12 protein-coding genes are annotated in these 13446 nt (G+C 44.9%); 6 read left to right on the forward strand and 6 right to left on the reverse strand.

From position 1 onward, the window contains the following. The first annotated feature begins 22 nt into the window (after positions 1-22). Positions 23-502, forward strand: coding sequence for a nucleoside 2-deoxyribosyltransferase (locus RIC07_RS26840; protein WP_446397185.1), 480 nt, complete (start codon positions 23-25; stop codon positions 500-502). A 23-nt stretch (positions 503-525) separates the two neighbouring features. Here RIC07_RS26840 and RIC07_RS26845 read toward each other — a convergent pair whose 3' ends face one another. Beyond that, positions 526-1422 (reverse strand): hypothetical protein, encoded by an 897-nt coding sequence (locus RIC07_RS26845; protein WP_446397186.1) that lies wholly within the window; start codon positions 1420-1422, stop codon positions 526-528. Positions 1423-1595: 173 nt separating this feature from the next. Then, positions 1596-2132: a P-loop NTPase family protein gene (locus RIC07_RS26850; RefSeq protein ID WP_446380836.1), complete on the reverse strand. Its 537-nt coding sequence runs from the start codon at positions 2130-2132 to the stop codon at positions 1596-1598. 19 nt (positions 2133-2151) lie between these two features. Between RIC07_RS26850 and RIC07_RS26855 the strand changes: the two genes are divergently transcribed. The 4 genes from RIC07_RS26855 to rph all read left to right on the forward strand — a co-directional run bounded on the left by RIC07_RS26855 (position 2152) and on the right by rph (position 4178). Further along, positions 2152-2439 carry a hypothetical protein gene (locus RIC07_RS26855; RefSeq protein WP_446397187.1) on the forward strand — a complete coding sequence of 96 codons (288 nt, stop codon included), beginning with the start codon at positions 2152-2154 and terminating at the stop codon, positions 2437-2439. Further along, the gene (locus tag RIC07_RS26860; protein WP_446397188.1) at positions 2420-2608 is read left to right on the forward strand and encodes a hypothetical protein; all 189 of its coding nucleotides are present in this window, start codon (positions 2420-2422) and stop codon (positions 2606-2608) included. The genes RIC07_RS26855 and RIC07_RS26860 overlap by 20 nt, the downstream gene beginning before the upstream one ends. 95 nt (positions 2609-2703) lie before the next feature. Next, positions 2704-3300 (forward strand): adenylate kinase, encoded by a 597-nt coding sequence (locus tag RIC07_RS26865; protein WP_446397189.1) that lies wholly within the window; start codon positions 2704-2706, stop codon positions 3298-3300. Positions 3301-3461: 161 nt separating this feature from the next. Next, positions 3462-4178, forward strand: coding sequence for a ribonuclease PH (gene rph / locus RIC07_RS26870; RefSeq protein ID WP_446380832.1), 717 nt, complete (start codon positions 3462-3464; stop codon positions 4176-4178). A gap of 221 nt (positions 4179-4399) precedes the next feature. On the opposite strand, the gene RIC07_RS26875 is transcribed toward rph, so the two are convergent. The 4 genes from RIC07_RS26875 to RIC07_RS26890 all read right to left on the reverse strand — a co-directional run bounded on the left by RIC07_RS26875 (position 4400) and on the right by RIC07_RS26890 (position 8207). Further along, on the reverse strand, positions 4400-5413 hold the full coding sequence (locus RIC07_RS26875; protein ID WP_446397190.1) for a DUF2207 domain-containing protein: 1014 nt from the start codon (positions 5411-5413) through the stop codon (positions 4400-4402). Between the two features lie 90 nt (positions 5414-5503). Then, entirely contained in the window at positions 5504-5836 is a 333-nt protein-coding gene (locus RIC07_RS26880; RefSeq protein WP_446397191.1) for a hypothetical protein, read from the reverse strand. Beyond that, a complete protein-coding gene (locus RIC07_RS26885; RefSeq protein ID WP_446397192.1) occupies positions 5721-6821 on the reverse strand; it encodes a DUF2207 domain-containing protein in 1101 nt (366 codons plus the stop codon). Before RIC07_RS26885 ends, RIC07_RS26880 begins: the two co-directional genes overlap by 116 nt. Positions 6822-6995: 174 nt before the next feature. Beyond that, positions 6996-8207, reverse strand: a complete 1212-nt coding sequence (locus tag RIC07_RS26890) for a glycosyltransferase family 4 protein (protein ID WP_446397193.1) — start codon at positions 8205-8207, stop codon at positions 6996-6998. A gap of 835 nt (positions 8208-9042) precedes the next feature. On the opposite strand from RIC07_RS26890, the gene RIC07_RS26895 reads away from it, so the two are divergent. Continuing rightward, the gene (locus RIC07_RS26895) at positions 9043-13365 is read left to right on the forward strand and encodes a hypothetical protein (protein WP_446397194.1); all 4323 of its coding nucleotides are present in this window, start codon (positions 9043-9045) and stop codon (positions 13363-13365) included. The last annotated feature ends 81 nt before the right edge of the window (positions 13366-13446 follow it).

A 13446-nucleotide genomic window follows, 5' to 3' on the forward strand; every position in this document is an offset into this window, starting at 1 on the left:
AGGTGTCTTTATTCATTAAGTTATGAATCAAACTCAAGCACATATTTACATTTCAGGTGCGTTAACTGGAGTTGAAAACCCTTTAAAACTCAAGGCATTTTATGAAGCGATTGGGGCGCTTTGTGAAACGATGGAATTTCAAGTCTATGTTCCCCATCTCAAAACCGATCCGATTAATAACCCTGATGTTAGCCCTCGACAAGTTTTTGAGACAGACAAGCGCCAAGTTAGTTCGTCAGATTTAGTCATCGCCTACCTGGGTTGTCCTTCTTTTGGCGTTGGTATGGAATTAGCTTATGCAGAAATCCATAATATCCCGTTGATTCTACTGTACGAAAAAGATAAGAATATATCACGGTTTCCTAGAGGTATCCCCACTGTTATTTCTGAAATTAAGTTTAGTAGCGATGAAGATGCCTTAGCTCGTTTGCAAAAGATTCTAGAGCAGTGGAGTGCCGAGAATCCAACACAACCTCTGTCATTACCGATAGATTACGGCTAAAGCTGGTGGAACTGGGACATATTTTATTTGGAAGTTGCCAAATATTCACATAACAACGGCACAACATTATCAAACCATCGCAGTTGCGCTCCACTCCAGGCATTGGTTTTGGATGTCGCTAGCATGGCTCGCCCGTATGCTTTTCCTTTCTCGGTGAGTCGTCGCTCCCTCGAACCGGGTTTAGTCCATTCCTGAATGCCTAATTCATGGAGTGCGGCGTTGACTTGAGCCGCTTTAACTTTTCGTCCTAATTGCTCTGACACCTTCTCAGCCACTTGTGAGGCGATCATCCCGGAGGGTTCCTCCTGGGAATGAGTGACTAAAAGCTGCTGCGCTTGATTCGCAGCACTGGCTAACGCCGGAAAACGCTGGGTGAGTACATTCAATTTCCAAGACGCGATCGCACGTTGATCCAATCCCGCTTCTTCTAACCATTTGGCGATTAACCGTAACCCCTGATCCAGTTGCTGGAGTTGGTTATCCAGGGGGAATTCATCGGTTTGGGGTAATTCCGCGATCGCACCGTCGATGTCTTTGGGATAGGGAGTCTCAACTGACTCTATATCACTGGCTGTTTTAATTTGGAGAGTCTCTAAGGATGTAGCATTCGCCGCTTCCACTAAAGCCGTTGCCGTCTCATTCCCTGCATCCGCTTGATATTGCCAAAATGCTACGGCTGCATCCCAGGATGATAACGCGATCGGTCTCGGTTTGTCCGGAACCACTGTCCTAACCGTTTCTGGCAAGTTGTTTTCGTTGGATTTACAAAACTTTTGCGCTGTCCCCTTGCTTTTACCCACGACTTCGGCGATTTGCCTGTGGGTGAACAACAAACGCTGATCCTGATCAGAGGTTAGCTGATAACCAGAAACCTCAATGTTTCCAAGCTGGAAACGAACCGCTCTCGCTTCCGTTGCCATGTCACTGTACCTTGAATGAGCGACAAAACACGTTCAGGTAAACATTGTACAGTGTTCTACTCTATTCTGTACCAAACTAACAGAGGGGTTCAATTTTTCTCTACACCCCACACCCCACACCCCACACCCTGCCTACTATTCAAGTAACTTGTCACCGCTTCAGCTTATAGCGGCTAAGGCTGATGACTGCGACGAATTTCTGTAATTTGGTCAGCCACCTCCAAAAGTTCTGGGGGCATATCGGGTCCTGTGAGAATAATATCCACGGAACTAGGGCGACTTTCCAGAAATCTCAATACTTCACTGAGGGGGATTAAGCCGTAGTTGATCGCTAAACTCAATTCATCAAGGACAACGACAGAGTATTTCCCCTCATACACGACCTGCTGAGTATGATGCCACAACTGCTTGAGCGAACTATGTTCCGCCTCATCTAATTCTGGGGTATCAATATATCGCGGCAAGTCACAGCGAATCCATTCTAAATACTGTCCTAACCGAATTGGATGCTGGTGTCCTTGACCAATACCCCCTTTGAGAAACTGAACCACCAGCACTGGTGTCCCCTGTCCAGCTATTCTCAAGCCTTGAGCTATCACATTGGTAAAAAAGCTGCGCTGGGAACTGGTAAAGACTTGTACCAACCCTTCTAGCGTGTAGGTCAAGGGATGGGTTGAATTAAGGGTAGGAGTTTCTAACTGGGAAACCATAGTCAACTATTAAAGAGCAATGAATCTAATGGACACTGCTCAAGCCTTCCTCGATCAGTGTCTATTGGTCGCTTTAGACAGCTTTTTGGCAGAATTCGCTTTTAACCATGTTGGAGCGATCGCCCAAAGCCGCTATTCCACCGAATCCTTTTGGGCTGGGAATTCTAGCCGTTTACAACTTAAATCAAATCCAACACGTCCTCCCTTTTTCCCGATTCCTACCTACATTGTCACTGTATCACAAAACCCACAAGTACCTCAAGGAACCGTAACTAGAAATTTAATCGATGCAGCGAACAAGATATAGCGTATTTTTTTCAGTGGCATCCCTAATCAAACACCATATCTACAAGTCCGTCAAGAGTGAGTTCCGAAGGGAAGATGAAGGAGATGAGGAAGATAGAGAAGAGGAGGGAGATGGGGAAAAATACCTTAATCTGGAGAATGTTCATCCACGGGGATTCGTGGCAAAATGACGGTCAGTAGTGTCAAAACCTGCCCAGATGCAAAGGATTTGTGCAACATTTGTCATGAAAGACTTGTCCAGGCTAGGAACAGAGGAGCTATTATCGTGAGACTGGTGATTCTGGGAGGTCCAGGTTCAGGGAAAAGCACACAGGCGCGACAGTTGTGTCGCCATCTCGGTATGGTAGAAATTTCCAGTGGTAACATTTTGCGTCGCGCGATCGCATCTCAAACTGACTTAGGTCGTAAGGCGCAGCCCTACGTCGAGAAGGGAGAATTAGTCCCAGATGAAATCCTGATCGAATTCATGCGCCAGCGCCTGATGCAACCCGACACGGCGAAAGGGTGGGTGTTGGAGGGGTATCCCCGTACCGCGTTCCAAGCCGAGGAATTGGATTTTCTGCTGGAGGACTTAAATCAGCAGCTAGATTGGGCAATTTACTTAACCGTACCCGAATCCGTGATGATGACTCGTTCCGTGGAGCGATCCCAAAACCAAGCTCAAGATAGCACCACATCAACCAAGTCTCGTCTGGATGACCATCCCGAAATTGTCCCGCGCCGCATCGAGTTATTCCACGAGCGCACGGTTCCCATCCTGGAGTACTATGACTATCGTCAAAAGCTGTTGACGATAAACGGTGACCAACCGCCAGAGCAAGTTCAGCAGAATATCTTGCACAAACTTGAACTGGACGATTAAAATTTTTTGAATCGGAAATAAGTAGGTTGGTGGAAATAAACCTAACACCCGACAAGTTATGTCAATAGTCCTCAAACCCTTACATAAACAAATGACGAATGACGAATGACGAATGACAATCCCCACCGTTAACTTTAATTGTTCACACCTACTTAACTACCATGTCTTGGCAACGTCCTGATCATCGCCAACCCAACCAACTCCGTCCCATCAGTTTTGTACGCGGATTCACTAAGTTTGCACCAGCTTCTGTATTGACCAAGTGCGGTGATACCCAGGTGTTGTGTAATGTCACCATTCAGCCGGGAATCCCTCGATTTCTCGAAGGAACAGGTAGTGGTTGGTTAACCGCCGAGTATCGGATGCTTCCCGGCGCCACACCCCAACGCCAAACCCGGGAATTACTCAAACTATCGGGTCGAACTCAAGAAATTCAACGATTGATTGGACGCAGTTTAAGAGCGGCTGTAGATTTAACCGCCTTGGGAGAACGCACCGTTTTTGTGGATGCGGATGTGTTGCAAGCTGATGCAGGAACCCGCACCGCTTCGATTACTGGGGGATACGTCGCCCTAGCTGAAGCGTTAGATAAATTAGTCCAAGCTGGAGAATTAGAGCGATCGCCAATCCGTCACCAAATCGCGGCGGTTTCGGTGGGATTGTTGGCGGGTGAGCCGTTTTTGGATTTGAAGTACGAAGAAGATGTCGCCGCACAAACGGATTTCAATATTGTCATGAACGACGAATTAAATATTATTGAAATTCAGGGAACAGCGGAAGAAGAAAGCTTTAGTCGGACTCAACTTAATCAGTTAATTGATATGGCAGAAATAGGAATCCAGGAGTTATTAGACGCTCAACGCCACGCGCTAAGCTAATCTGGATTTTAAGTTGAATGGCACTGAAAAGCGTGCATTTTGATATCGCCGAAACTCTTGATATCCCGTAGGGTGGGCATTGCCCACCAACCTTAAGGAGCGTGCCATTCATTTTAAGGTGTGAGTATGAAACGAGGGATGAGATAAGTCGTATAGCTGCATGACAATGGACAACCTTTGCCAAACTAATATGTAATAGACATAATTATTAGCCAAACAGTTTAACCACCGCCACCACCGCCACCACCGCCACCACCGCCACCACCGCCGCCGCCACCGCCACCGCCACCGCCGCCGCCACCGCCACCGCCATCACAACCACCACCGCCACTGTCACCACCCCAAGAGATAGCCTTTTTAGATGTGCGATGATAAAAACAGTTTGGACAATAGTAATAGTAAGTCACTCGCCTTCTACCCCTGAAATAGGAAAAATAGGACGTTGACCGAGTTTTGCTCATCGTCAGCTTTCTACAACGCGGACATAGGTGGGCAAGGACTTTTCTGATAGTTAGACCAATGAATGGTAAGGTCCAGAGCATATAGACGAAAAATTGTTTAAATTGCTGCCATTGAGGTTGAGGAAGATTCAAAACCGACGCAGGAAAGATAATTTGTACTTCAAGTTCATGTCCAGGTAGTAATAATTGACTGGCAACAAACTCAAAGGTTTTACCATCAAGACTTCGACGAGTAGCGGGAATTCCATAGGCTGTATAACTGAGGACTTTACCTGAGAGTACTTCGGGTAAGTGAACAGTAACCGTACCCGATAAAACAGGTACTTGGCGCTCCGCAAAAATGGCTTTCCAGTAAACCTGGCTTTTGTCACCATTGACTTGTATCCCGCCGATGACGCGATACTTGAGTACAAAAACATGAGATTCAGGTGGGTTGAGAGGATGCTGCCAGCGAATCCAAAGTTGATTGTTTTCAATTCCTGTAGTCGCAGCTAAAGGTTGCCCATTCTCTGTAACTGTAACATCGGTAATTCCATCCACCTTGTTCAGAGGGATGTAGCGATATCGTTCGTTGGTATAATCATCAGTGAAGACATAATGCTGTGTTTCTTTCACCCACATGTCACCATTGGGTTGAACATCCATTTCTACGTTGATGGAATCCCAGTAGAACGGAAAGTCTGATGCCGTTGAATGGGTGATGGGAATCAGAATAGTCACAAAAATTGCAATGACTGCAATTGCCATGCGGCGAAGTTGTCGAGAATTAAACATAATCCGATTTGACTCTCGTAAAATAACCCTTTATGTCACGATCGGTAGTTAGCAGCCTTTGCTGATCAACTCTGACAATTCAGGGTGATTTTATGCCAAAGAGACGTTGTTGTTGCAAAACTTAATAGACAAATAACCAGAGGAAGTCCAAAATCCGCTCAAAGCTAGCAGTACCAGGGAAGTTCTGGGTTTATGAACTCCTACCTGCCAATGAACGGGGTCATTATGCGATCGCGCCGTTGGGAGTCGAGTTGGGACTATAGGAAGGATGCTATCAAACTCAACGTGCCCGGAGGGGAACTTCAGTTTAACCGCCACCACCGCCACCACCGCCACAGCCGCCACCACCACCGCCACAGCCACCGCCGCCGCCACCGCCGCCACCGCCGCCACCACCGCCACAGCCACCGCCGCCGATGCCACCACTATGGGAGGTAGTATAGGGGATAGTTTGTTCAACTGTGTGATGATAAGAACAGTTGTTACAATGCTGAGTCACTCGCTTTCTACCATTGGAAGAGGACGTTGGATAAACCAAGACTTGAGACCGAGTTTTGAGCGTCAGCTTTCTACAACGCGGGCATCGGCGGGCAAGAATTGTTCTGATAGGCATACTAATGAATGTAATAATGAATGCAAAGAATATAAGAATGAATGGCATGAGTAGCAAGATCCGGAGCATAGATACGAAAAACTGTTTAATTTGACTCAATTGCTGTTGTTGAATTTGAACTTGCTGCCATTGGGGTTGAGGAAGATTCAAAATCGACGAAGGAAAGATGATTAGTACTTCGAGTTCATGTCCAGGTGGCAATGCTTGACTGGCAACAAATTCAAAGGTTTTACCATCAAGACTTCGACGAGTAGCGGGAATTCCATAGGATGTGTAACCGAGGACTTGACCTGAGAGGACTTCGGGTAAGTGAACGGTAACACTACCAGATTGAACAGGTACTTGGCGATCAGCAAAAATGGCTTTCCAGTAAATCTGGCTTTTGTCACGATTGACTTGTATCCCTCTAATGACTCGATACTTGATTACAAAAACATGAGATTCAGGTGGGTTGAGAGGATGCTGCCAGCGAATCCAAAGTTGATTGTTTTCAATTCCTGTCGTCGTCGCTAAAGGTTGCCCATTCTCTGTAACTGTAACATCGATAATTCCATCCACCTTGTTCAGAGGGATGTAGCGATATCGTTCGTTGGTATAATCATCGGTGAAGACATAATGCTGTGTTTCTGTTACCCAGATATCACCATTGGGTTGAACATCCATTTCTACGTTGATGGAATCCCAGTAGAACGGAACGTCTGATGCCGTTGAATGGGTGATGGGAATCAGAATCGTCACTAAAATGGCAATGACTGCAATTGCCATGCGGCGAAGTTGTCGAGAATTAAACATCATCCGACTTGATCCTCGTAATTGGTAATTAGGGGCTGCTGAATAAGTGTTGTAGTGAGGGGGAGCGGGGGAAGCTGGGGAAGCTGGGGGAGCAAGGGTACATTTTTCCTGAGCAAGGTGATGCCATACTTATAAAGGATGCTACCCAATGATACGTCCTAACCGCTATGGCGATTGCTATAAAACTGTTTGTTCGATCCACTGGATATGCTGCACTAATAATTGAGATAAATCATAACGATCCAGAATCGTTTTTCGCGCTTGAACTCGCAGCGCCGCCATCCCGTTAGGATGATTCAGCACCTCTTCCACCCGTTCAGCAATGGCTTGGGGTGAAAAAAAGTCGGCTAATAAACCATTAACCCCATCCTGGATAACCTCAGTTACAGGTGCAGTGTTCGACGCCACCACTAAACACGCTGTTGATAAAGCTTCTAACATTGACCAGGATAAAACAAAGGGACGGGTTAAATAAATATGAACCGTAGAGGCTTGTAACACTTGCAGATAATCGGGATAGGGAAGTAACCCGGTAAAATGAACGCGGTTAAGATCCAGGGAAAATTTTTCCAGCATGGCATCCTTATAAGTTTTGCCATCCGGAAGCGATTTCCCATAGGCGACACGATTTTCCCCAACGATAACTGCATGGCAATTGGGGCGTTTTTCTTGCAGTAAGGCTATGGTTTCTATTAACTGGGGAAAGCCGCGATAGGGTTCCATCCCTCTGGCGACATAAGTGATAAGTTCCTCGACGTGAGATAGGTCTAAATTTAACCGAGGGAGAACTAATTTGTGTCCCGGTTTCGGTTGAAAAAAGTTGGTGTCAATGCCATCATGGTGTACCGTAATTTTATCCCGATACTCTGGGGGGAACTGTTGCTGCTGCCAATGGGTGGGAGAAAGTCCGCGATCGCAAGTGTACAAATCAATCAGAATCGGCGCGTTTTTGATCCGAATCCGGGCTTCGTCGTCGGCGTTGAGGGGTTCTGCTGGATCGAAGTCAGCGTCTGAACCATGAGCGTGATAAAACCACTCAAAATAGCATAACAATTTCGCCTTCGGGAAACTGTCTTTGATAAAGAATGTCGGACCCCAACCGGAATGACCGTAAACCACATCAGGAATAAACCCTTGGGCTTTGAGTTGTTCGCACAGGCGATAAACCGCTTGCCCTTGCAGCACTGCATTTTCCAAGGGGCGGACGTAGTGATGGGTTTCTGGACGGACTTGGCGGGAGGGTGCATAGATAGCTTTGGCAACACCTGGTAATTGACCTTCTTTGCGGGTTGTGCCAAAGACAACCTGGTGACGCGGGTCTTGCGCCAAGGTAACGGCGAGGTGACGGAATTGGGCGGGAAAGTTGGAATGCAAAAATAAGATTCGCATTAGATTATGTTTCGTAGTCTTGGATACAGTTTTTTTTTGATGGCTTTTTCCTCGATAACTGGGGGATCTCGTGATCCATTATCACAGATCGGGGATTCGTTCAGAGTTTAGTCTGTCGGTGATAATTAAAACTTTTCTTAGGAGTGGATTTAGATGAGAGATTTGTTGCTTTACAGAACGTTACGGGCAAAAAAACGGTGAGAATAATTCTCAATTAGCTACGATTTTGCGTTGGTTCAGCGATTTGGTAGAATTAAAAATTTGGGATTGGTGTGTCTATTTTTCAACGCCTCCGACTTGCCATTCGCTGAAATACCTGATTGAGCGAACTTGCTACGTTACATTAGCCTAAGCCTATTAAAGCGCCGAAAACCGTAGAGGTTGGATGCATGTATTTTTGTAAAAAATGGAATATTTATTTGACAAATTACACTTGATCAAATATAGTCCAAAGCTACGCGAAAGGGTAGAGATATTTTCCATAGGACTTAGATAAGCTGTCTGGCATTTAAACCATAATGTTATAAACTACGAAATCTTTGTGGTGCAACCATCTTGGTCACTGCCCATTCCCAATTTAAATGCATAACAGCTTAACCTGTAATACCAAGTTGCTATTTTGGTTATGACTTAAGGGTGCATGGCAACTTTTTAGGTTGGGTTGAGGCACTGAGACGGAATTTTCTCTTAAGTAGGTGGACTTTCATTAAAGTTAACGGTTGAGATTAGGAAGGAACAGGGAACAGTAAGGATTTGAGGGTGATTTACAACACTTAATGAGTCTCTGACCTGTTCCGCCATGCTTCTGAACTAAAGTTGTGTTTTCCTAAGAACGATGAAATCTAAAAATGGCGTCTTTTTTCTGCTCATCCTCTGGGCGTTACTGATTCCTCGTCCACTCTTAAGTGCTGCCAGTATTCCCAATGCGGCAAAGTTAAGGAAGCCCTTAGAGAGAGATGAAATCAGAGATAATTCCAATAACTTTGTTGGTTTTCCCACTCAACCCAAAACTTTGAATAAATCCCACATTACCCAATCCCCTGTTTCTCCGGATTTTACTGCCGATTCTTCTGCCTATTTTGTGCAAAGTCTCCCGATTCTATCGGTCAAAAAAAAAGAAACGCGATCGCAAAGACTGGGTGGGTGGTTTTGTCCAGAAGTGATACCCGATTCCCCAACTCTGATACTGCGTCTTCCAGAGGAAACCTTACCCCCACCAGTAACACGAGTGGGGGGAAATGTCGTAACTACAGGACAACTCGCAGGGAGTGCCGACGACTTAGCCACTGAAACCTTAGCCACCGAAGTATTCGCCGCAATCAAAGCTGAAGCGTTTATTGCAGCTAAATTGGCTGACATCGGCGAATTAGACCAAGCCCTTGACCTTGCCAACTCAATCAACCTCTACCGATACTTTGAACAATCCCTGGCGCTTGCCCACTCTGCTAACCTTAACAATTACCGAGAACCCTTACTGCTCGACATTGCTGTCAAATTGGCAGAAGTTGGAGACTTTCAACGAGCCTTACAAGTCGCTCAATCGATTAAATCTGAGCCAGAACGCAGCAAGGCATTCCTGAACATTTCAGTTGAATTAGCAGACGCTGGAGATATCCAACAAGCCTTAAAAGTCGCTCAATCTATCGAATCTGAACCAGAACGAAGCAAGGCATTCCTGAACATTTCAGTCGAATTAGCAGACGCTGGAGACGTTCAACAAGCCTTGCAGATGGTTGAGTCCATTAAATTTGAGCAAGAACGAACTCAGGCGTTTGTAGCAATTACTGTCAATTTAATAGAAGCCCAAGAGTTACAACAAGCCTTACAAGTTGCTCAATCCATTGAATCTGAGTCAGAACGAATTAGGTTGTTAAAGACGATTACGGTCAAATTAGCAGAAGCGGGAAACTACAATCAATCTCTGCAACTGGCTCAATCCTTTGACTCCGAAAAGTTGCAAACGACAGTTTTAGCGGCGATTGCCATCAACTTGACAGCCACGGGAAACGATGACCAAGGTTTACGATTTGCCCGATTCATTCAATCCCCGCAGCAGCAAAGCAGTACATTGGTTTATCTGGCTGCCATATTAGCGGATACGGGAGACTATGACCAAGCGTTAGATCTGGTTCAATCTATCGAATCCGATCCCGCGCCAGACTCATTTTACCTGCATCCCGACCAAGGAATCAGTTATATCGCCGCCCAATTAGCTGCAGATGGAGACTATAACCGCGCCTTACAAGTCGCCCAAACCATTACGTCTGAACCTGAGAAAAATAAAGCACTCGCTTACATTGCGATCAACTCAGTAGTCGCCGGAAACCATGACCAAGGGATACAGCTAGTCCAATCGATTGAATCTGAACCTGAGCGAGCAACAAGTTTACTTCAAATCGTGCTTCAGTTGATAGAAGCTGGAGACTATAACCAAGCCCAAAAGCTAGCTCAATCCATTCAGTCGCCTTGCTCAAAAATCTTGGTGTTGACTGAACTTGCGGTTGAGCAAGGGAAAGCCGGACAAGCGGATAAAACGCCGCCTCTTTTCGCTCAAACTTTACAATTAACCCCATCTATCTCATCCGATGCAGCTCAAGCTTGGGCATTCAGTACGATTGCCGTAAGTTTAGCAAAAGCTGGAGAAGAGGAGCAAGCCCTAGACGTGGTTCAGTCTATTGAAAATAAGCTACTCAAAGCTTGGACATTGGCAACAATTGCGATCGCGTCAGGGGATGCTGAAACGTTTAACCCAGTCTTAGTTGATCAGGTTGGGCAACTGAGGCAATTACCCGATCAGCAAGAGAATGTACACCAAGGCTTATTATATGACCTCGCCAATCAGTTAATCGAAGCCCAACAATATCAATCATTGCTCCCCTTCGTTGAAGCAATTCAGTATAACGAGTACAAAGAGCGATTCGTGAGCGTCATAAGTTATTGGTTAATGGAAATCGGAGAATGTGAGCTAATAGCAAGATTGGCGGAACAGATTGGCTTGAATCGTTTTCGATCTCATCTATTGCCGAAATGTTTGAGTCAACCGTTAGCATCAGGAGCAGAAAATAATACTTGGCTATTGGCTCAATTTATCACGTCTGAAAGTTACTTCGCTGAGGATGTACTACGATTTGATCAATCCATTAACTCTAAGGTTGACAGCGCGATCCAGTTAGCTCAAGTCAGAAAATATGAGCAAAGTTTAACGCTGGCTCAATCGATTCAGGAAAGACCAGACCAAGCCATTGCTCTAGCTGGGATCGCTAACCAATTGGCTCAAACTGGACAAACGGATCGGGCTAGGCAGATTTTTGACCAAGCCTTAGGGTTAATTAAAACGGTTCGGTCAGACTTACGAGAAATTAACATATTATCGGAAATCGCGATCGATTATGCTCAAGTTGGACAATCTGATACAGCAGAACAGGTTTTCTCTCGTGCTTTGGCAATCGCCAACTCGATTCCATCGGAACGCTATCAAAACTCAGCGTTAGCTGGTATAGCGCTGAAGTTAGTTGAAGCCCAACGATACGACCAAGCACTAGAAGTGGTTCGATCAATTGCTTCTGAACGCTATAAAAACCTGGTGCAAGTTGGCATGGCGTTTAAGTTGGTTGAAGTGGAACGATACGACCAAGCCTTACAAGTGGCTCAATCTATACTCATGAAGTCCGATTTGTCTAACGTCGAGGAGTTTAGTGATGTCTTGAGTAATTTGACTGACATTGCTGCTGAGTTAGTTCTAGCCGGACAAGATGATAAAGGGATACAACTAGCTGAATCGATTCAATCGATAATAATAAATTCTAATTATCCTAGTAGCGGAGACTTGGATTTTATAATTTGGCAGTTAATTATGTCTGACAAGAACAATCAAGCTTTACAAATTATTCAAAAGTTGGAGAGCAATAATAACTGGTTTTTATATAATGTAATTTATCGATTAATTATAACAGAAGACTATGATTTTGCTTTACGCTTCGCTCAATTTATTGACGATAAAAAGCTGCAAGCTGATGCATTAGCATTTATCGCTACTAAATTGGCTGCTGCTGGAGACTATAATCGTGCATTGGAGTTAGCTAAATCTTTAGAGGACAAAGAATATCAAGTTTACGCATTAGCGGGTATCGCTGTTGAATTTGCCGCCGCTGGAAACTATAATCGCGCATTGGAGTTAGCTGCATCCCTTGAAGAGAAGGATGATCAAGCCTACGCATTAGCAGGTATCGCTGCTGAATTTGCCGCCGCCGGAGACTATGATCGTGCTTTCGAGTTAGCTGAATCTCTGGATAAGAAAGAATATCAAGCTAAAGCACTAACAGGTATTGCAATAGAATTCGCCGCCAATGGAAATCCTAGTCGCGCCCTAGAGTTATTTCAATCTATTCCGTTTGACCAATTAAATTCAGATTCTTTATCCATTAAAAATGCGAAACCTAAAGCATTAGCGAAGATTGCGGTAGGATTTGCTACGGTCGGAGACCATGATCGTGCCTTAGAACTGTTGGAATCTATTGAGTATGACAAGTTTAATTCAGAACATTACGCCATTGAAACCGCGAAAAAGGAAGCATTAATTGATATTGCTGTTGAATTAGTCAAAGCTAAAAACTCTAACCACCTTCTACGGCTAGTACAATCTCTTGAAGGAAATCTAGAACAAACTGGGACAGTAGTTGAGATCGCAAGTAAGTTAGTTGAAACTGAAGACCATGATCAAGTCTTATGGTTTATCCAAATCATGATTGATGAATTTAATGGAAATTGGCCATTCTCTAATATACTCAAGATACTTGTTGAGGCAGGAAAATACGAAGCCGTCTTCAAAATTGCCCAATCTCTTGAACAAGACGTACAAATTAAGATTTTAGACCTGATAGCAGTAAAATTAGCTGAAACAGAAAACTATGATAAAGCACTTCAACTTGCTCAACCGCTGTCAGGAGAATACAAAACAACAATGTTAGGACGAATTGCGATAAAATTAGCTGAAGCGGGACGCTATGACCAAGCTCTGCAACTTGCTCAATCCCTTGAAGGAAAGCATTTTAAAGCTGAAGTTTTAGGTCGTGTGGCGGCTCAATTAGCAAAAGCCAGACAAGGGAATCGAGCGTCTCAAGCTTTAAATCAAGCTCTAGAACTCATCGAATCTCAGTAATTGATTAGGTTAAGGATAATCAGGCTGACTTCGGCGTTTATACTGAATTCGGGTTCCCCACCCCTATGATAATTCTGACGT

Source organism: Coleofasciculus sp. E1-EBD-02, assembly GCF_040218245.1.
GTDB lineage: Bacteria > Cyanobacteriota > Cyanobacteriia > Cyanobacteriales > Coleofasciculaceae > Coleofasciculus.